General features: G+C 74.7%; 20 protein-coding genes. 6 read left to right on the top strand and 14 right to left on the bottom strand.

The window, feature by feature from the left end; genetic code table 11:
- Nucleotides 1-599: 599 nt before the first annotated feature.
- From LV78_RS03795 to clpS, 7 genes are all read right to left on the bottom strand, one after another.
- The gene (locus tag LV78_RS03795) at nt 600-1,550 is read right to left on the bottom strand and encodes a PLP-dependent cysteine synthase family protein (protein WP_253843333.1); all 951 of its coding nucleotides are present in this window, start codon (nt 1,548-1,550) and stop codon (nt 600-602) included.
- A 7-nt stretch (nt 1,551-1,557) separates the two neighbouring features.
- The gene (locus LV78_RS03790) at nt 1,558-1,830 is read right to left on the bottom strand and encodes a MoaD/ThiS family protein (RefSeq protein ID WP_096491726.1); all 273 of its coding nucleotides are present in this window, start codon (nt 1,828-1,830) and stop codon (nt 1,558-1,560) included.
- A gap of 75 nt (nt 1,831-1,905) precedes the next feature.
- Nucleotides 1,906-2,361 (bottom strand): M67 family metallopeptidase, encoded by a 456-nt coding sequence (locus LV78_RS03785; protein ID WP_253843332.1) that lies wholly within the window; start codon nt 2,359-2,361, stop codon nt 1,906-1,908.
- Nucleotides 2,362-2,370: 9 nt separating this feature from the next.
- Nucleotides 2,371-2,940: a DUF2231 domain-containing protein gene (locus LV78_RS03780; RefSeq protein WP_253843331.1), complete on the bottom strand. Its 570-nt coding sequence runs from the start codon at nt 2,938-2,940 to the stop codon at nt 2,371-2,373.
- Nucleotides 2,941-3,161: 221 nt separating this feature from the next.
- A complete protein-coding gene (locus LV78_RS03775) occupies nt 3,162-3,848 on the bottom strand; it encodes a peptidase S58, DmpA (RefSeq protein ID WP_253843330.1) in 687 nt (228 codons plus the stop codon).
- Nucleotides 3,845-4,402, bottom strand: a complete 558-nt coding sequence (locus LV78_RS03770) for a DUF2017 domain-containing protein (protein ID WP_012783624.1) — start codon at nt 4,400-4,402, stop codon at nt 3,845-3,847. The genes LV78_RS03775 and LV78_RS03770 overlap by 4 nt, the downstream gene beginning before the upstream one ends.
- A complete protein-coding gene (gene clpS / locus LV78_RS03765) occupies nt 4,399-4,698 on the bottom strand; it encodes an ATP-dependent Clp protease adapter ClpS (RefSeq protein ID WP_253843329.1) in 300 nt (99 codons plus the stop codon). Before clpS ends, LV78_RS03770 begins: the two co-directional genes overlap by 4 nt.
- Nucleotides 4,699-4,786: 88 nt before the next feature.
- Here clpS and LV78_RS03760 point away from each other — a divergent pair, with 88 nt between their 5' ends.
- On the top strand, nt 4,787-6,064 hold the full coding sequence (locus LV78_RS03760) for a nicotinate phosphoribosyltransferase (protein ID WP_253843328.1): 1,278 nt from the start codon (nt 4,787-4,789) through the stop codon (nt 6,062-6,064).
- Nucleotides 6,065-6,074: 10 nt separating this feature from the next.
- Nucleotides 6,075-6,644 carry an isochorismatase family protein gene (locus LV78_RS03755; protein ID WP_253843327.1) on the top strand — a complete coding sequence of 190 codons (570 nt, stop codon included), beginning with the start codon at nt 6,075-6,077 and terminating at the stop codon, nt 6,642-6,644.
- A gap of 100 nt (nt 6,645-6,744) precedes the next feature.
- On the opposite strand, the gene LV78_RS03750 is transcribed toward LV78_RS03755, so the two are convergent.
- From LV78_RS03750 to LV78_RS03735, 4 genes are all read right to left on the bottom strand, one after another.
- The gene (locus LV78_RS03750; RefSeq protein ID WP_253843326.1) at nt 6,745-7,401 is read right to left on the bottom strand and encodes a hypothetical protein; all 657 of its coding nucleotides are present in this window, start codon (nt 7,399-7,401) and stop codon (nt 6,745-6,747) included.
- Nucleotides 7,402-7,527: 126 nt separating this feature from the next.
- A complete protein-coding gene (gene wecB, locus LV78_RS03745; protein WP_253843325.1) occupies nt 7,528-8,700 on the bottom strand; it encodes a non-hydrolyzing UDP-N-acetylglucosamine 2-epimerase in 1,173 nt (390 codons plus the stop codon).
- 69 nt (nt 8,701-8,769) lie between these two features.
- Complete coding sequence (locus LV78_RS03740; protein WP_301305825.1) at nt 8,770-8,928, bottom strand: LAXTG motif-containing small protein; 159 nt, start codon at nt 8,926-8,928, stop codon at nt 8,770-8,772.
- An 11-nt stretch (nt 8,929-8,939) separates the two neighbouring features.
- On the bottom strand, nt 8,940-9,713 hold the full coding sequence (locus LV78_RS03735) for a choice-of-anchor protein CoaP (RefSeq protein ID WP_253843323.1): 774 nt from the start codon (nt 9,711-9,713) through the stop codon (nt 8,940-8,942).
- Between the two features lie 267 nt (nt 9,714-9,980).
- Here LV78_RS03735 and xrtP point away from each other — a divergent pair, with 267 nt between their 5' ends.
- The 4 genes from xrtP to LV78_RS03715 all read left to right on the top strand — a co-directional run bounded on the left by xrtP (nt 9,981) and on the right by LV78_RS03715 (nt 15,402).
- A complete protein-coding gene (gene xrtP, locus LV78_RS03730) occupies nt 9,981-10,499 on the top strand; it encodes an exosortase P (RefSeq protein ID WP_308208672.1) in 519 nt (172 codons plus the stop codon).
- Entirely contained in the window at nt 10,496-11,863 is a 1,368-nt protein-coding gene (locus LV78_RS03725) for an XrtP-associated glycosyltransferase (protein ID WP_486303507.1), read from the top strand. Before xrtP ends, LV78_RS03725 begins: the two co-directional genes overlap by 4 nt.
- A gap of 137 nt (nt 11,864-12,000) precedes the next feature.
- Nucleotides 12,001-12,576 carry a biotin transporter BioY gene (locus tag LV78_RS03720; RefSeq protein WP_253843322.1) on the top strand — a complete coding sequence of 192 codons (576 nt, stop codon included), beginning with the start codon at nt 12,001-12,003 and terminating at the stop codon, nt 12,574-12,576.
- A 798-nt stretch (nt 12,577-13,374) separates the two neighbouring features.
- A complete protein-coding gene (locus LV78_RS03715) occupies nt 13,375-15,402 on the top strand; it encodes an ATP-dependent DNA helicase (protein ID WP_486303506.1) in 2,028 nt (675 codons plus the stop codon).
- 12 nt (nt 15,403-15,414) lie between these two features.
- Here the strand turns inward: LV78_RS03715 and LV78_RS03710 are convergent, their stop codons facing one another.
- From LV78_RS03710 to LV78_RS03700, 3 genes are all read right to left on the bottom strand, one after another.
- Nucleotides 15,415-16,827, bottom strand: coding sequence for a phospholipase D-like domain-containing protein (locus LV78_RS03710; protein ID WP_253843321.1), 1,413 nt, complete (start codon nt 16,825-16,827; stop codon nt 15,415-15,417).
- A gap of 80 nt (nt 16,828-16,907) precedes the next feature.
- The gene (locus tag LV78_RS03705) at nt 16,908-17,111 is read right to left on the bottom strand and encodes a hypothetical protein (protein WP_253843320.1); all 204 of its coding nucleotides are present in this window, start codon (nt 17,109-17,111) and stop codon (nt 16,908-16,910) included.
- On the bottom strand, nt 17,108-17,896 hold the full coding sequence (locus LV78_RS03700; protein WP_253843319.1) for a hypothetical protein: 789 nt from the start codon (nt 17,894-17,896) through the stop codon (nt 17,108-17,110). The genes LV78_RS03705 and LV78_RS03700 overlap by 4 nt, the downstream gene beginning before the upstream one ends.
- Nucleotides 17,897-18,340 lie beyond the last annotated feature (444 nt).

Below are 18,340 nucleotides of genomic sequence, written 5' to 3'. Positions count from 1 at the left end.
GGCCCGCACTTCTCATGAAATCCCCTCCAGGAGTTCTGCCACCCCGCCGAGCGCCCTCGTCGGTGTGACCGTCGTCGTGGGCCCGCGCGCCGTTAGCCCCCGCCCGCAGCGACCCCCGCAGCGGCGCGACGCCCCCTGAGCGCACCGCTGGGCGGCCCACCACCTCCGGTGCGGGGGCGCGCGGGGGTGGCGGCGTGCGCGGGTTGCGGTTCACGGTCCCCCCGTCCGGGCTCGGCGACGCCGGTGCTCCACTCAGCGGTACGCCCAGGGAGCGGGGGCCGTCCAGTCACATCGCCCGTTCGCCTGCGGCAGGCACCCGCTGTGCGGAACGGCCGTGCACGCTGCGGAACGGATCGCGCGGAACGGATGACGTGGAATGACGGGGGTGGCGCGGAAGGCGCGGGAAAGCAGGCCCCGGAGGACGGGCGCCGCGCGACCGGCCCGGCGCGAGGGGCCCGGCACGAGCGGGCGCCGGAGAATCGCCGGGTGGGGTGGCGCGAGCGGCGAACCGCCAGCCGCAGGCAGTCACCGGTCGGCGGTCGAATCGCCGCGCGCCGCCCGCGCACGTCCGTCCGAAACGTGCGCGGGCGGCGCGGGGCTCAGGCCCAGAGGTGCCCGTCGAGGCGTTCGGCGGCCTCGTCCAGGGTGCCCGCGTAGGCGCCGGTGGACAGGTACTTCCAGCCCGCGTCGGCGACCACGAACGCGATGTCCGCGCGCTCGCCCTTCGCCACCGCCTTCTCGGCGGCAGCGAGGGCCGCGTGCAGGATCGCGCCGGTCGAGATGCCCGCGAAGATCCCCTCGACCTCCAGCAGCTGCCGGGTGCGGCGCAGCGCGTCGTAGGAGCCGACCGAGTAGCGGCCGGTCAGCACCTCGGCGTCGTACAGCTCGGGCACGAACCCCTCGTCGAGGTTGCGCAGCCCGTAGACCAGCTCGCCGTAGCGCGGCTCGGCGGCGATGACCTGCGCGTCGGGCTTGTGCTCGCGCAGGTAGCGGCCGACGCCGACGAGCGTGCCCGTGGTGCCCAGGCCCGCCACGAAGTGGGTGAGCGTGGGCAGGTCGGCCAGCAGCTCGGGCCCGGTGCCCCGGTAGTGCGCGTCGGCGTTGGCCGGGTTGCCGTACTGGTAGAGCATCACCCAGTCCGGGTGGTCCTTGGCCAGCTCCTTCGCGCGCGCGACGGCCTGGTTCGAGCCGCCCGCCGCCGGGGAGAACACGATCCGCGCGCCGTACGCCTGGAGCAGCTGCTTGCGCTCGGACGAGGTGTTCTCCGGCATCACGCACACCAGCCCGTAGCCCTTGAGCTTGGCCGCGGCGGCGAGCGCGATGCCGGTGTTGCCGGAGGTCGGCTCCAGGATGGTGCAGCCGGGGGTGAGGACCCCGTCCCGCTCGGCCTGCTCGATCATGGCCAGCGCGGGCCGGTCCTTGATCGAACCGGTCGGGTTGCGGTCCTCCAGCTTGGCCCACAGCCGGACCTCCGGCGAGGGCGAGAGCCGGGGCAGCCCCACCAGGGGCGTGCCGCCGACCGCGTCCAGCAGCGACTCGTAGCGCGCCACGGCCGGATCAGCCGCCCGCGACGGCCGGGAGGATCGTGACGTTGTCGCCGTCCTTGACCTCGGCGCCCAGGCCACCGGAGAAGCGGACGTCCTCGTCGTTGACGTAGACGTTGACGAACCGGTGCAGCGCGCCCTCCTTCACCAGGCGGGCCTTGATGCCGCCGTGGTTGCCCTCCAGGTCGTCGATGACCTCGGCGAGCGTGGCGCCCTTCGCCTCGACGGACTTCTGCCCGCCGGTGTGCGTGCGCAGGATCGTGGGGATGGAGACGGTGACGGCCATGCTTGCTTTCCTCCGTGGGACGGCGCGAACCGGACAGTGTGGCGCGGTGGTGCGGCTGCGGGGACCGGTCCTGGCTCAGGTCCGGTCGGGCGCGTCGTCCGCGCCGCTGGTCTGGGGCGCGTAGGAGTCGACGACCTCCACGGGCTCCTCGGTGATCACGCCGTCGACGATCCGGTACGAGCGCAGCTCGTGGCGCTCCGGGTCGCGGGTGGACACCAGCACGTAGTGGGCGTCGGGCTCGTGGGCGTAGGAGACGTCGGTCCGCGACGGGTACGCCTCGGTCGCGGTGTGCGAGTGGTAGATGACCACCGGCACCTCGTCCGCGCGCTCCATCTCCCGGTGCACGCGCAGCTGCTCGGCCGCGTCGAACCGGTAGAACGTCGGGGACCGCTCGGCGTTCTCCATCGGGACGAACCGCTCGGGGCGGTCGGAGCCCTCGGGGCCCGCGAGCATCCCGCACGCCTCGTCCGGGTGGTCGCGACGGGCGTGCGCGACCACCTCGTCGACCAGGTCACGGCGAATCACCAGCACGCGTCCATCCTACGGGGCGGCGGTGGACGTCCCGACCTGTGAGAACTCCCAGCCCCCGGCCTCGCGCCCGACGCCCGCTCCCTGCGCGTAGGTGAGGTGGCCGCCCAGGTAGCCGCCGACGCCGATCAGGGTCAGGCCGACCAGCGAGACCCCTCGGGCGACCACGCCGAACCCGTGGCCGCGCAGCCGGAACGAGGTGAGGTAGCAGAGCGTGGCGCCCCCGTTGAGGGCCAGGTGCGCGACGGCGGCGCGGCGCTGGTCCTTCTCCAGGGAGGTGAACTCGGCCAGCCCGCTGGCCACGGCGACCGGCGTGGACGCCAGGCCGATGCCGATCAGCGCGCGGGAGGCCTTGGACTCGCCCGGCACGACGTCGAGCACCGCGGAGGCGGCGTACATGCCGATGGGCAGCATGACCGCGATGGGGTGCAGCGGGTGGCCGAGGAACTTGCCGCGCAGCACGTTGGTGACGCGGTGGTCGCGCAGCTGCGGCGGGATGAACTCGGCGATGGCGGCGGCGGCGCGGTCGAGCGCCTCGCTGCGCTCGACGCTGCGGGTGAACTTGCGCAGTAGCGGCAACATGCGGGCGGGGTACCCGGCGGCGGCGGGCTCGAACTCACGGGCACCCGAAGCGGGGGCTGACGGCAGCGGCGGTCGGGCAGCGACGGCGATCAGGCGGCAGCAGCGGTGGTCGGGCGGCAGCAGCGGACGGGCAGCAGCGATCAGGCGGCGGCGGCGCGGCCGAGCGGGCCGGGGCGCGGTCGGGCGGCAGCGGTCAGGCGGCAGTGGTCAGGCGGCAGCGGTCAGAGCGCTGCGGCGCGCAGGCGGTCGGCCGCGTCGGCGCACAGGGCGTCCAGCGGGGTCCCGGTGTCCTCGCCCGTGGCGACCGCGATCACCGCCGAGGGCAGTTCCAGCCCGGCGCGCACCAAACCGTCGCGGGCGGACGCGGCGACCCGGCCGCACCCGGCCTTGTCGAGCGCGGCGCGCACCAGCAGCAGCGCGGCGACCCGGCGGTCCGGCGTCCCGGCGGGGCCGATCAGCGCCACGACGTCCCCGGTCCACGGCTCGGCCGCCTCGCACGCCGCGCGTCCCGAGGCCGGGTCGCCCTGCCCGGAACCGACCGCGAGCGCAGGCACGATCGGCACGACCTCGTGCTCGCCCGCGCCGACCCGGAAGCCCCGGCCGCGCTCGGCCAGCCACGGCAGCACGCCGTCCTCGGCGCCGAGCCCGTCGCGGGACAGCACCACCGCGTGCACCCGCCCGACCAGCGTCCCCGGCGCGAGCAGGTCCAGCTCGCGGGTCCCGGCGGGCGCGCCGCGCAGGTCCACCCCGGCCACCAGCCCGCCGTCGGGGGCCAGCAGCACGACCGCGCTGCCGGACCGGCCCAGCAGCACCCCGTCCGGCAGCACCCCGTCCGGCAGCACCCCGTCCGGCAGCACCTCGTCCGACAGCGCCCCGTCCGACGACCGACCCCCCGAGGGCTCGGTCACCCCATGACCGCCTCGACCAGCGTCTCCTGCACCCAGGTCAACCAGTGGTAGACCCCCAGGTGCGGGGAGCGCGGGTCGTCCTCGGGCAGCTCGTCCGGCATGTCCTCCTGCACGTCCAGCGCCGTGCCCAGCGCCAGCCGCACGTCGTTCAGCGCCGACAGCCAGGCCTCCGCCTCGGCCGGTCCGAGCCGCACGTCGCCGCCCTCGGGCGGGCAGGTGTCCAGCACGACGGCGGCCACCCCGGTCTTCGCGTCCAGGAGCGCGGGCTCGTGCAGCGAGCGCAGCGCCGCCGCCGAGTCCTCGTCGCCCGCCTCGTGCTCGTCCAGGTCCAGCCGGTGGAAGTCCGGCAGGAGCCTGCCCAGGATCAGGTCGTCGGGCGGGGTGGACGGCCCGGTGCGGATGCCGGTCAGCTCGGACAGCTCGTCCTGCGGGGCCTCCTCGGCGCGCGCCAGCAGCATGTCCTGGATCTGGCTCACCAGGCCGCGCACGACCGCGGCCTCCTGGCGGTCCAGGTGGCACACCACCTGCTCGCCGGAGCGGTGCCAGCGGTTCACGACGACCGCTGCATGGTCGCCCACAGACCGGCGGCGTGCAGTTTCGCCACGTCGGCCTCCATCTTGTCCTTGGAGCCGGACGACACGACCGCCCGGCCCTTGTGGTGCACGTCCATCATCAGCTTGGTCGCGTGGTCCTTGCTGTAGCCGAAGACCTTCTGGAACACGTACGTCACGTAGGACATCAGGTTCACCGGGTCGTTCCAGACGAGCGTCATCCAGGGGCTGTCGGCCGACGCCCCCTCCTCCGCGACCGGCTCTGCCTGCGTCCGCTCCTGCTCGACGGGCGTGGTCATACCGCCAATGGTGTCATGTTCGCGAGGGTGGTGGAGCCCATAGGGCCGGGTAATGCGCGTTCGCCGAGGCCGCGCCTACGCTCTGGACATGTCGTCCACGGCGCTGTTCACCGACCACTACGAGTTGACGATGCTGGCAGCGGCGCTGCGCGACGGCACCGCCGACCGGCCGTGCGTCTTCGAGGTCTTCGCCCGCAGGCTCCCCGAGGGCCGCCGCTACGGCGTGGTCGCGGGCACCGGCAGGTTGCTGGACGCCATCACGTCCTTCCGGTTCGGACCGGCGGAGCTGGAGCTGCTGGAGCGCACCGGCGTGGTGGACGACGCGACGCTCGCGTGGTTGAACGACTACGAGTTCACCGGCGACGTCGACGGCTACCCCGAGGGCGAGCTGTACTTCCCCGGCTCCCCGGTGCTGACCGTGACCGCCCCGTTCGGCGTGGGCGTGGTGCTGGAGACGCTGGCCCTGTCGATCCTGAACCACGACAGCGCGGTCGCCTCGGCCGCCGCGCGCATGGTGGGCGCCGCCAACGGCCGCCGCATGATCGAGATGGGCTCGCGCCGCACGCACGAGGAGGCGGCGGTCGCGTCCGCGCGGGCCGCGTACCTGGCGGGCTTCACCGCGACGTCCAACCTGGAGGCCGGGCGCCGGTACGGCATCCCCACCACGGGCACCTGCGCGCACGCGTTCACGCTGCTGCACGACGACGAGGAAGCCGCGTTCCGCAGCCAGGTCGACGCGCTGGGCGCGGGCACCACGCTGCTGGTCGACACCTACGACATCACCAACGGCATCGAGACCGCCGTGCGCGTCGCGGGCCCCGAGCTGGGCGCGGTGCGCATCGACTCCGGCGACCTGGGCGTGCTGGCCAGGCAGGCGCGCGACCAGCTCGACGGGCTGGGCGCGAAGTCGACCCGGATCGTGGTGTCCGGCGACCTGGACGAGTACTCGATCGCGGCGCTGCGGGCCGAGCCGGTGGACGCGTACGGCGTGGGCACCTCGCTGGTGACCGGCTCGGGCGCGCCGACGGCGGGCATGGTCTACAAGCTGGTCGAGGTGGACGGCCGCCCGGTGGCCAAGCGCAGCTCCCACAAGGAGTCGCGCGGCGGGCGCAAGGGCGCGCTGCGCAGGCACAAGGAGACCGGCACGGCGCTGGAGGAGGTCGTGTACGGCCCCGGCGTCCAGCCGGAGTCCCAGGAGCACGACCGGCCGCTGCAGGTCGCGCTGGCGCGCGGCGGCGAGCTGGTGGAGGGCGTCAACTCCCTGGAGCGCAGCCGGGAGCGACTGCGCGCGGCGCTGGTGAGCGTGCCGTGGGAGGGGCTGAAGCTGTCGAAGGGCGAACCGGCGATCCCGACGACTTTCCTGTGAGGTGGGCGCTGTGGGCAGGGCACTGATCGTGGTGGACGTGCAGAACGACTTCTGCGAGGGGGGATCGCTCGCGGTGGCGGGCGGTGCGGCGGTGGCCTCGGCCATCAGCGCGCACGTGCGGGACGGCGGGTACGACCACGTCGTGGCGACGCGGGACTACCACGTCGACCCCGGCGGGCACTTCAGCGAGTCGCCGGACTTCGTGGACTCGTGGCCGGTGCACTGCGTGGCCGGGACGGCGGGCGCCTCGTTCCACCCGGAGCTGGACGTGACCGGGGTGGAGGCGGTGTTCTCCAAGGGAGCCTACGAGGCCGCGTACTCGGGGTTCGAGGGCGCGGCAGGCGACGGGGCGTCCCTGGTGGACTGGTTGCGCGAGCGCGGCGTGGAGCGGGTGGACGTGGTGGGCATCGCCACGGACCACTGCGTGCGGGCGACGGCGCTGGACGCGGCGGCGGCCGGGTTCGCCACGCGGGTGCTGCTCGGGCTGACCGCCGGGGTGGCGCGGCCGACCGTGGACTCGGCGCTGGAGCAGCTGCGGGCCGCCGGGGTCGAGCTGGACGGGGAGCCCGCGGTCGGCTGACCGGGGTGGCTCCGACCTGGGAGCCGGGCTTGACGGCCGGGGGCCGGGTGCTCGTGGTGAGCGCCCGGCCCCCGTCGTCGTCCCTGGGGTCAGGCCCAGGTCACGGGGTGGGCGAGCAGGCCGTGGAGCCCACGACGACCTCGCCGGTGACGCCCGACGCGGGCTGGAACTGCACGCGCATCAGGTTCATGGTGATGCTGCCGTCCGGCGGGGTGGTCACCTCGCCGAAGATGACCTTCGCGAGCAGGGTCGCGCCCTTCTTGACGTCGTAGGTGTAGTTGGCGGTCAGCTGGCTCGGCAGGCCGGTGAAGCCGGACAGGCCGCTGATGCCCCACTGGGCGCTGGTGCCCTCCTGGGTGGCGCTGCAGGAGAGCTGCCAGGAGGCGATCTTGAGGCGGGGGCCGCCCGCGTCCATCAGCGCGGACAGCTCGAACTGGGTGCCCAGCGCCTCGGACTTGGTGGTGGTGATGTAGTTCTCCGGGTCGACCACCTTGGTGGTGCAGGTGGTGGAGCCGGGGCCGAAGCGCACGCCGGTCCGGACCGTGAGCAGCGAGGCGTTGACCTTCACGCCGTCCACGGAGCAGGGCGCGAGCACGCCGGTGGTGACGGTCTGCCCGTTCACGACGTAGTCGGCGAGGCCGACGGCCGCGACCCCGGCGGGGGTGTCGTCGGCGAGCGCGGGCGCCGCGGTGGACACCAGCCCCATGGCCAGTGCCGCGGTGACAGCTCCGACTCGGCGCGCCCAGGTGTGGTTCATGTCGAAAGCCTTTCTGCTTTATTCCGCCCCTCGAGGCCGATATCGAACCAGGCCGCCCTTTTCGTATCACCGGCAGACCCGTTCTCACTCGACCGGGAACGTTTTTCTCCACCGCCGGGTGAGCGATTACGGAACGCGCATAGCGGGAACGGTCGGAGCCCCGGAAAGCACCGAAACCGGCGCGATTCCCACCAGCCTTTCCAGTGCTTTTCGAACCCTGATGGCGGCAAATCCGTCACCGAACGGGTTGCGGCTGTGCGGCAGGCGCAGCCGCGCGCCGAGCGCCCAGCCCGCCTCGGCCAGGATGCGCGTCGGATCGGTGCCGACCAGCCACGCGCACCCGGCGTCCACCGCGGCCATCCGCTCGGTGCTCTCCCGCAGCACCAGCACCGGCACCCCGAACGAGGGCGCCTCCTCCTGGATGCCGCCGGAGTCGGTGAGCACCAGCGCGGACCTGCGCAGCGCGCGCACCAGGTCCGGGTAGTCCAGCGGATCGGTCACCACGATCCTCGGGTGCCCGCCGAGCGCGGCGACGACCTGCGCCCGCACCGCCGGGTTCGGGTGCGCGGGCAGCAGCACCCGCACGTCCGGGTGCCGGTCGGCGATGCCGCGCACCGCGCCGAGCACCCGGTCGAGCGGCTCGCCCCAGGACTCGCGGCGGTGCACGGTGACCAGCACCAGGCGCTGCCCGTGCTCGTCGAGCACCCGCTCCAGCACCGCGAGGTCCGGGTCGCGCGCGGGCAGGTCGGCGGCGGCGACCCGCTGCACCGCGTCCACCACCGTGTTCCCGGTGACCACCACGTTCCCGTCGGGCAGCGACTCGCCGAGCAGCGCGCACGCCGCGTCGTCGGTGGGCGCCAGGTGCAGCGCGGCGATGCGGGCGATCATCTGCCTGGTCCCCTCCTCGGGGAACGGGCTGGCCAGCTCGCCGGTGCGCAGGCCCGCCTCCAGGTGGGCCACGGGCACCCCGCGCCAGAACGCGGCCAGCGCGCCCGCGAGCGCGGTGGTGGTGTCGCCCTGGACCAGCACGGCGGCGGGCGCGCGCCGCCGCAGCACCCGGTCGATCTCGGGCACCAGCAGCGACAGCAGCTCCGCCTGGGTCCCGGTGGCGCGCGGCACGTCCAGCACCACGTCCGGGACCAGCCCGAACGCGGCCAGCGCCTGCTCGACGACGCCCGCGTGCTGCCCGCCGTGCACGATGACCGGCCGGAGCCCTCGGTGCTCGGCCAGCTCCAGCGCGACCGGGGCGACCTTCACCGCCTCCGGCCTGGTGCCCGCCAGCAGCAGGACTTCCTTCATCTCGTACTCCCTGTCAGGGCACGGGGCCCCGGCGCTCGGGGGGTTGGGTCGCCGGGGCCCCGCTCGCGATCAGCCGTCGTGGTGCGCGTGCCGCCTGCGGGACCTGCGAAGCAGCAGGATCCCGGAGACGAGCAGCGCGACACCCGCGACGGCCCACCACGTCACATCGGCGCCGGTCGCGGCGAGCGTTCCCACGCCCGTTCCCACGGCGACCCCTGCGCCAGGCATCCGGTACACCTTCACACCACCTCCGGGGCGCGGCGACGGCCGGCCGCGTACGAGACGGGCAGCACGACCAGCGCGAGCGCGCCGACGCCGATCCACAGGCCCGCGCCGGAGGCCAGCGGGACGGGGAGCGCGGCGGCGCCGCAGGTCGTGGACGAGATGATCAGGTCGCCGCTGCCGAGCGAGCCGACGACGCCGTCCAGCAGGCGCAGGCGCAGCGCGTTGACGGTGAGGCTGCCGTCGTCGTTGCGGACCTGCTCGTTGAGCACGAGCTCGGCGATCGTGACGCCGAGGGCGCCCACGTCGACGGTGGTGTTGGCGGCGGGCTCGGCGGCCAGCGGCTCCAGGGTGCCCGCGCGCAGGCCGACCAGCCTGGCCGACCCGGTGAGCCCGTCCTGGGTGGAGGAGCACTCGGCCTCGACGGCCTCGGCGGACCAGGAGCCGGTGATCGCGGCCAGCAGGTCCACCCGCACGTCGGCCACGCTGGCGCGGGCGCCCAGCCCGCCGGAGCGCTCGTCGCGCGCCGAGTCGGTGGTGAGCACCCCGGTGGCGAGCGCGCCGGGGACGTCGACGGTCTTGAACGTGCTGGTGAGCGGCCCGTCCTCGGAGTGGGCGGCGGCGAACGGGCCGACCGAGGTGGCCCTGGCGCCCAGCAGCGACAGGTCGAGCTTCACGCCGAAGGCGGAGGCGTCGCCCGCCGCCGCCCAGGCGGGCGTCGCGCTCATCAGGAGGGCCGCCGCCGCGACCAGCCCGGCGAACCCGCTACGGCGCGGGGTTCGGACACGCATGGATTTCCTCTCTCCGTCCAGGGAGTCGTTCGGGGGGAGCATTTGCACCTATCGGCTGTTCCGGGGATGCCTTGACAGGTGATGCCCGGAAAAGCCCAGCGCGGCCACTCGAATCGCCCACCACCTCGCACCTACGGTGGATTTCAGTTCCGAATTAGCCTCACTTTGTCACCTGATCAGGGAGTGAAGTCGCACTGCGCGCGGTCCGATGTCCATTCGGTAGCTCATTCGAGCGCTGACCGGTCGTGCAGGAGAGGGTTGAGTTTCGTGGCGTTGGCTGTCCCCCGGACGGGGCGCCTGCACCGGGTGGTCGTGGCCGCCCTGCTCGGCGTCGCCTCGGCGCTGGTGCTCGCGCACACCGCGTACCGGGCCGCCGAGATCACCCTGGCGGGCGCGCTGCTCGGCCTGATCGACCAGGACGGGGTGGAGGTGGCCGCGCACCGGCAGACCGTCTACTTCGGCCTCGGCACCGACGCGCCGCTCGGGCTGCGGATGACCCCCGAGTGCACTTCGGCGTTCCTGGTGGTCCCGCTGCTGGTGGTCGGCGCGGTGATGGTCGCGCTGCGGCCCCGGATCACCAGGAACGTGCTGCTGGCGCTGGTGGTCGCGGGCGGCGCGGTGGTGCTGGTGAACCAGGCGCGGGTGCTCGTCATGGTCGGCCTGGTGCGCTGGCTGGGCGTCGCGGACGGCTACTACTGGGGCCACACGCTGCTGGGGTCGCTGGTGAGCGTGTTCGGCGGGGCCGCCGCGCTGGTGGCCTTCACCTGGCTGGCGACGCGCCGGTGAGCCTGGACGCGCTGCTGGGGTTCACCCAGGCGCTGGCGCTGACCATGAGCGTGGCGTTCCTGGTGTACGTGGGCGTGATCGTGGTGCCGTACCTGCGGCGCAGGCCGGAGCCGTCCGGGGACCCGGCGGGGTTCGACTGGCACTTCGTGGTGCCCTGCCTGGACGAGGCGGCGGTGGTCGGCGGGACGGTGCGGTACCTGCGCGCCACGTTCCCGGCCGCGCGCGTGTGGGTGGTCGACGACGACTCGGCGGACGGCACGGCCGGGGTGGTGCTCGCGCTGGCCGCCGAGGACCCGGCGGTGCGGCTGGTGCGCAGGCGGGCGCCGTCCGCGCGCACCGGCAAGGGCGACGCGCTGAACGCGGGGTACCGGGAGCTGCGGCGGTGGCTGGTGGAGCGAGCCGGTGCGGCGGGCCGCGCGTTCGACGCGAGCCGGGTCGTGGTGGTCGTGGTGGACGCCGACGGCAGGCCCGCCGAGAACTGCCTCGCGGTGTGCGCGGCCCCCGAGCTGTTCGGCTCGCCCGAGGTCGGCGCGGTCCAGGTGGACGTGCGCATGGTCAACACCGGGGTGCGGCAGGAGGGCGTCCCGCGCTGGCGGCGGGCGTTCGGGGCCGGGCTGGTGCGGATGCAGGACCTGGAGTTCCGGACCGCGATCGCCGCGATCCAGCTGTCCAGGGGCGTCACCGGCACGATCTCGCTGGGCGGCAACGGCCAGTTCACCCGGCTGTCCGCGCTGGACTCGGTGGCCGGTCCGGCCGGGCCGTGGCGCGGGTCGCTGCTGGAGGACTTCGAGCTGGGCGTGCACCTGCTGACGGCGGGCTGGCGGACCGCGTTCACCACCGGCACGCACGTGCGGCAGGAGGGCCTGTACAGCCTGCGGCGGTTCCTGGCGCAGCGCACCCGGTGGGGCCAGGGGACCATGCAGTGCGCCCGCTACCTGCGGCGCGTCTGGGACTCGCCGCACCTGTCCACGCTGGGCGCGGCGGAGCTGACCTACTACCTGGCGCAGCCGTGGATGCAGCTGCTCGGCACGCTCGTCTACCCCATCCCGCTGCTGCTGCTCGCCCACCAGGCGGTGCTCGCGCCGGGCGCGGTGTGGGCGTGGTTCACCGGGGGCGCGTGGCTGCTGTTCGCGGTGTACGGGGTGTTCGGGCTGGTGCCGTTCGTGCTGTGGGGGCCGGTGTACCGGGCGCGCTGCGAGCCGGGCACCGGGTTCTGGCGCTCGCTCGGGTACGGGTTCGGCTACGGGCTGTACATCTACACCTTCTACGTGACGTCCTGGCGGGCGGCGGCGCGGCTGGCGAGCGGGCGCGACGGGTGGACCAAGACCCGGCGGAACACCGAACCGGCGCGCCCCCGTCAGTGACCACCCGGTGTGGTGACGGTGCCGGTTAGCGGGCGCGGACTGCGATGAGCGGCGGACTTTGTAGGGTCCGACCAGCGCCGGACGGGTTGTTCGCGATTAACCTCCCGGTGAGTTCCCACGAACCACTGGAGGTCCCCGTGTCCGTGTTCGCCGTTCCCGGCCGCAGGGCCGTGCTCGCCGACCTGGTCCCCGGCGCGCTGGCGCGCGACATCGCGCTGGTCGTCGCGGGCGCAGGCCTGACCGGCGTGGCCGCGCAGATCGCGCTGCCCGTGCCGGGCAGCCCCGTCCCGATCACCGGCCAGACGTTCGCGGCGCTGCTGGTCGGCGCGGCGCTGGGCTGGCGGCGCGGCTCGGCGTCCATGCTGCTGTACCTGGTGGCCGGGATGGCGGGCGTGCCGTGGTTCCAGGGCGCGTCCTACGGCACGCCGCCGTCGCTGGGCTACGTCGTCGGCTTCGTGTTCGCCGGTTCGCTGGTCGGCTTCCTGGCCGCGCGCGGCGGCGACCGCACCCCGCTGCGCACGGCGGGCACGATGGCGCTGGGCAACCTGGCGATCTACGCGTTCGGCGTGCCGTGGCTGATGGCCGCCACGGGCATGGGCCTCGGCGCGGCGCTGGCCGCGGGCGTCGTGCCGTTCCTGATCGGCGACGCGATCAAGACCGCGCTGGCCGCGGGCCTGCTGCCCGCGACCTGGGCGCTGGTCAACCGGAAGTGAGCGACCGGGGTCCGCCAACGGCGCCGGACCCCGCTCCTCGGCCCACCGCGCCGTCACGGGCAGATCCCGCTGCCCCGCGCGTCGGGGGCAGCCCGCGCGCCTGCCGCGCGCCGCAAGGCCGCCAGTTCGCGCAGGCCAGCCGCTCTCCGCACACCTGCCGGGCGCCAAAGGGCCACCAGGCCACGCAGGCCGGCCACTCTCCACACGCCTGCCGTCAGGCCGCGCACGCCTGCCGCTCCCTGCACACCTGCCACTCGTCGCGCGCCCGCCAGTCCCGGAGCGCCCGCCACCACCCGCAGGCCTGCCACCCCGCGCACCCTGCCGCTACCCGCAGGGGTGCGACGGGCTTCGCACACACTCCGGGCACCTCGGCACCGGACCGGCCTGCCGCCAGTCCTCGCAAGCCCCGCTGGGCCCCGTCGCCCCGGCCACCCCGCCACTCGGTCGCCCCGCGCCCGGCCTCGCACGTGCCACCGCCGGGCCACTGCCTCGTGGCGCTCCCACCTCGCCCGTCGCGCCACCTCGTGCCCCGCCACCCGCGCGACCGGCCGCCCCGTTCGCCCCCGCGCCCCCGCCCTGCCGCCTCCCGAACTCCGCCGCCCCCGCAGCCAGGCGTCTCCCGCGCTCCCGCCTCGCGCGCCGCAGCGCCACGTGCACGCCCCGCCACCCGCCACCCCGCGCACCCACCGCCCGGTGCCACCAGCCGCCCCACCCGTGACGCGCCCCTCACCCCCGCGCCCCCGGCGGACCACCCCGGACCGCCCCGGACCGTCGGTCCCGCCCGGTACGGTCTTCGCCGTGCCCACCGCCATCACCACCGTCCCCGACACCCGCGCGCTCCTGGCCACCGCCGTCAAGGCCGTGGGCGGAGCCGAGCGCGAGGGGCAGGTGGACATGGCGCTCGCCGTCGAGCGGTCCATCCGCACCGGCGAGCACCTCGCCGTCCAGGCGGGCACCGGCACCGGCAAGTCGCTGGCCTACCTGGTCCCCGCGCTGCGGCACGCCGTCGCCGAGGAGACCACCGTCGTCATCTCGACCGCGACGATCGCCCTGCAGCGCCAGCTCGTCGACCGGGACCTGCCGCGCCTGGCGAAGGCGCTGCGCAAGGAGCTGGGCCGCGAGCCGCGCTTCGCGATCCTCAAGGGCAGGCGCAACTACCTCTGCATGCACCGCCTGCACAGCGGGGCCCCGGACGAGCCGGAGGAAGCAGGCCTGTTCGACCCGTTCGCGGTGTCCAAGCTGGGCCGCGAGGTGAAGCGGCTGCACGAGTGGTCCTCCGACACCGAGACCGGCGACCGGGACGAGCTCGTGCCGGGCGTGCCCGACCAGGCGTGGAAGCAGGTGTCGGTCACCGCGCGCGAGTGCCTGGGCGTGAGCAAGTGCCCCATCGGCACGGACTGCTTCGCGGAGAAGGCCCGCGCCGAGGCCGGGCGGGCGGACGTCGTGGTCACCAACCACGCGATGCTCGCCATCGACGCCCTGGAGGGCTACCAGGTGCTGCCCGACCACGACGTGGTCGTGATCGACGAGGCGCACGACCTGGTGGACCGGGTCACCTCGGTGGCGACCGAGGAGCTGGGCTCGGCGGCGATCACGGCGGCGGCGCGGCGCTGCGGCAAGCTGGTCGACCAGGCCGTCGCGGACCGGCTCGCCGAGGCCGGTGACGGGCTCGGGATGCTGCTGGAGGACGCGCCCGCGGGCCGGTTGGAGTCGCTGCCGAAGGCGCTGGCCACGACGGTGGCGGCGGTGCGGGACGCGGCTCGGGTGTGCATCACCTCGCTGGGGCCCGAGCGCAAGGAGGACGTGGAGGGCGCGACGGCGCGGAAGCTGGCGCTGTCGCTGCTGGACGACGTCCACGACTGCGCGGTGCGGGTGCTGGAGGCGTTCGACGACGAGCACGACGTGGTGTGGGTGTCCGGCGACTTCGGCGGGAACCGCGCGCCGGTGCTGCGGGTCGCGCCGCTGGGCGTGGGCGGGCTGCTGCGGGAGCGGCTGTTCGGCAAGCGGACCACGGTGCTGACCTCGGCGACGCTCACCCTGGGCGGCACGTTCGACACGCTGGCCAGGCAGTGGGGGCTGCCCGCCGCGTCGGGGGCGAGGAAGGCCGAGGGCGCGGCCACCGACAAGGAGCCGCCGTCGGACCTGGGCGCGGTGAAGTGGACCGGGCTGGACGTGGGCTCGCCGTTCGAGCACGGCAGCAGCGGCATCCTGTACGTGGCGCGGCACCTGCCCCCGCCCGGCCGCGACGGCCTGCCGCCCGCGTACCTGGACGAGCTGGAGGGACTGGTCAACGCGGCCGGTGGGCGCGCGCTGGGGCTGTTCTCCTCGATGCGCGCGGCGAAGGCGGCGACCGAGGCGCTGCGCGGGCGGGTGGACTTCCCGGTGCTGTGCCAGGGCGACGACCAGACCGGGCAGCTGGTGAAGCGGTTCGCCGAGGACGCGAGGACGTGCCTGTTCGGCACGCTGTCGCTGTGGCAGGGCGTGGACGTGCCGGGGCCGTCGCTCCAGCTGGTGGTGATGGACCGCATCCCGTTCCCGAGGCCGGACGACCCGCTGGCGTCGGCGCGGCAGAAGGCGGTGGACTCCAGGGGCGGCAACGGGTTCCTGACCGTGTCGGCGACGCACGCGGCGCTGCTGCTGGCGCAGGGCGCGGGGCGGTTGCTGCGGTCGATGAACGACAAGGGCGTGGTCGCGGTGCTGGACCCGAGGCTCGCGACGGCGCGCTACGGCGGTTTCCTGCGCGCGTCGCTGCCGCCGTTCTGGACCACGTACGACACCGAGGTGGTCAAGGCGGCGCTGAAGCGGCTGGACGCGGCGAACAAGTAGGCGCCGCCGGGGTCAGCCGTCGACGAGGAGTCCGCGCAGCGGTCCCTGGAGCCGTTCGGAGCGGCGGGACACGCCGGGCAGGCGCACCGCCCGGTGGTCGCCCGCGCGGCCCGCATCGTGGTCGAGGGCCCCGCGCCAGAGCCGGTCCACGACCTCGTCGGGCGGTCCGTCCACTTCGGACTTCCCCAGCCCGAGGTGCTCGGCCCACAGCCGCAGCCGGGTGTCGCGGGCCAGGTCCGGGTCGTCGGTGACGAGGTTGACCTCGGTGTCGTTGAACAGCGAGTGCTCGTTGAGGTTGGCCGAGCCGAGGGTGAGCCAGCGGTCGTCCACGACCGCCAGCTTGGCGTGCACGTAGACGGGGCTGCCGTCGTGGGCGGCGAGGGTGGCCGCGACCAGGCGGCCGTTGCCGTCGTCGGCGTCCAGGAGCCTGCCGAGCTGGCCGCGCGTGGTGTCGGCGCCGTTGCTGGGCTTGCGGGGCAGCACGAGCACGACGCGGAAGCGCGGGTCGGGCGGGGTGCGCAGCTTGTCGATGAGGATCTCGACCACCTCGGGCGACCAGAGGAACTGGTTCTCCAGGTAGACCAGCCGCTCGGCGGAGCGCAGGCCGCGCAGGTAGGCGTCGGCGAGGCTGAAGTCGCCGCGCGGGGCGAAGTCGTAGGTGCGCTCGGGGACGGTGCGCGCGATCTGCACGCTGGACCCGCCCTTCGCGGCGGGCACGCGCGGCGCGGGCAGCTCCTCGCGCGCGATCTCCTGCCAGCGCTGCCGGAAGTGCTCGGCGACGTCGGCGACGGCGGGCCCCTCGATCCGGGCGGCGAGGTCGTGCCACCCCACGGGCCTGCGCGGCGGGTGGTCGGTGGTGTCGTGCCGGTCGCCGTCGAGCGCGGTGAAGTCCAGGCCGCCGACGAAGGCGACCTCGTCGTCCACGACGACGATCTTCTCGTGGTGGCAGTGCAGGGTGCGCTCGCGGGTGTCGAGCAGGCAGCGCACCCGGCTGTCCCGCTCGAACTCGGCGGTCGAGCGCCGGGTCCGCTCGCGGGTCGGCTCGAACAGCGGCACGGGCGGCCCGCCCCACACGAGCATCCGCACGTCGACCCGCTCGGCGACGTCGGCGAGCAGGTCGCGCAGCGGGGGCGAGCCGGGTTCGCGGGTGAGCCGGAAGTCGGCGCTGGCGTGCCAGTTGGCGATGTGGACGTGCGAGCGCGCGGAGCGGATGGCCGCGTCGATCTCGGGCAACCCCTCCCGCCCGTCGATCAGCACCCGCACCAGGTTCCCGCCCCGCACCTCCCGGCGCGGGCTCCAGTCCCCCGGACCGCCGCCGAACACGCTCCCCCACCCGAGCTTCCCGAGCCTGCGCCGGTGGTGCCCCAGCACAGCCCGCTCCAGTCCGTCGCCGAGCCGCTCGTCGAGCACGTCCAAGAGCCCCATGCACGGGGTGTTGACCGGGCGGGCGGGGGTTCAAACGCGGTGCGGGGGCGCCGCACGGGACCGCGCCCCCGCACCGGGGCTCACCCGCGCCCGATGTGCCCGTGGAAGAACCCGACGGCCCCGGCGAGCGCGGCCAGCCCGACGATGGTGGCGGCGGGCAGGTTGTCCCCGGCCAGGTAGGCCAGGGCGCCGACGAGGCCGCCGCACAGCAGCGCGGCGATCAGGACGACGGCGGTGCGCAGGGGCAGGAGCGGGTCCCGCTCGTCCTTCTCGACCACGCTCACCGCCCGCCTCTCGGACGCGCCAGGAGCTTGGTGACCCAGCCGCACACCCGGCCGACCGCGTCGGGCGGCGCGGGCTCCGAGGTCCCCGCGCGCCCGGCGGGAAGCGCTTCCCCGACCGGCGGGGGCAGCGGTCCGAGGACGCGGTGGATCTCGGCGTGGCGCAGCCGCGTGCGCAGCCCCTCCCAGCGGGCGATCCACAGGGCGGCCTGCTCCCGGTCCTGCCCGCACCCGAGGACGAACTGGACGACCTGCTCGGCCCGCGTGGGCAGGGTGTCGCGGGTGCAGAGGTTGTGCGCGGTGCTCTTGGGCAGCGCCCTGCCGGTGTTGTCGGAGATCTCCTGGTAGGACAGCTCGCACGACCGGCGCAGCGCGTCGAGCGCCTGGTTGTACTGCTTGGCGGTCACGGCGGCGGTCGCCAGCGCCAGCGGGTCGACCGGCCCGGCGTCGGTGTCGCTCATGCTCGGTGGAACTCCTCCGCTCAGCGCTCCCGCCCGCTCGGGCAGGAGGCATCGGTCTGGTGGTGCCGTTCCCCGCTCCGCGGCCTCCAGCGCGCGGCGCCAGCGCAGGATCTCGTCCTGGCCGACCCCGCAGGCGTCGAGGACGGCGAACGCGTGCTGCCAGGTGGGGCGACCGCCCCGCAGCAGCTCGGGGAGCATGGCCGGGCGCACGCCGCGGGCAACCAGCTCCCGGTGGGAGGGGCTGCCCGCGGCGCGCCAGGCGCTGAGCACCCGGTGCTGGAGGCGCCGCCGGAGCTGCGCGCCGCCGTCGCCCTGCACGGTGCTCACGGGCGTCACCCGCGTGCGGGAGCGCGCGGGGGTTCTCCGCCGTGGTGGTCCCGGTCCGGTCCGGGTAAAGCGGCTTTCGGAAGAGCGTTCACGCGGAAACCCCGTTCTCGACTTGTGCTTCTTCGTCCCTGACCTGGGCTGGTGCTCGACGCGGTCGCCTCCCGAATAGGTCCGCCGGGGCCAACCGGCGGTTCGGGATTGGGCGGTGCGGTCGCACTGGGTTGAAGCGTAGAGCAAGGTGCCGACAGTGGCGGAATGGTTGGGATCAACGCGGGACCAATGGCCCCGCAACGCACAAATGCGGCTTTATGACAAGGCAGATGAGCGTCAAGTCGTCGATTTGGACGTCCAAGAACCAACCCCTGCGGGGGACTGCCCCGACCGGGTGATGAGCGCCGCTGTCCAGCGCGGACCGCGTCCCGCCCGGTTGGACGCGCCACGGAC

The sequence above is a fragment of the Actinosynnema pretiosum genome (assembly GCF_024171695.1).
GTDB lineage: Bacteria > Actinomycetota > Actinomycetes > Mycobacteriales > Pseudonocardiaceae > Actinosynnema > Actinosynnema pretiosum.
This window is presented reverse-complemented; position numbering and strand designations above follow the sequence as displayed.

Bases quoted from the DNA above. Each gene is read 5' to 3' on its own strand.
- LV78_RS03790 (WP_096491726.1), bottom strand. From the start codon at position 1,830: ATGGCCGTCACCGTCTCCATCCCCACGATCCTGCGCACGCACACCGGC.
- LV78_RS03780 (WP_253843331.1), bottom strand. From the start codon at position 2,940: ATGTTGCCGCTACTGCGCAAGTTCACCCGCAGCGTCGAGCGCAGCGAG.
- clpS (WP_253843329.1), bottom strand. From the start codon at position 4,698: ATGACCACGCCCGTCGAGCAGGAGCGGACGCAGGCAGAGCCGGTCGCG.
- LV78_RS03760 (WP_253843328.1), top strand. From the start codon at position 4,787: ATGTCGTCCACGGCGCTGTTCACCGACCACTACGAGTTGACGATGCTG.
- LV78_RS03750 (WP_253843326.1), bottom strand. From the start codon at position 7,401: ATGAACCACACCTGGGCGCGCCGAGTCGGAGCTGTCACCGCGGCACTG.
- wecB (WP_253843325.1), bottom strand. From the start codon at position 8,700: ATGAAGGAAGTCCTGCTGCTGGCGGGCACCAGGCCGGAGGCGGTGAAG.
- LV78_RS03740 (WP_301305825.1), bottom strand. From the start codon at position 8,928: ATGCCTGGCGCAGGGGTCGCCGTGGGAACGGGCGTGGGAACGCTCGCC.
- LV78_RS03735 (WP_253843323.1), bottom strand. From the start codon at position 9,713: ATGCGTGTCCGAACCCCGCGCCGTAGCGGGTTCGCCGGGCTGGTCGCG.
- LV78_RS03710 (WP_253843321.1), bottom strand. From the start codon at position 16,827: ATGGGGCTCTTGGACGTGCTCGACGAGCGGCTCGGCGACGGACTGGAG.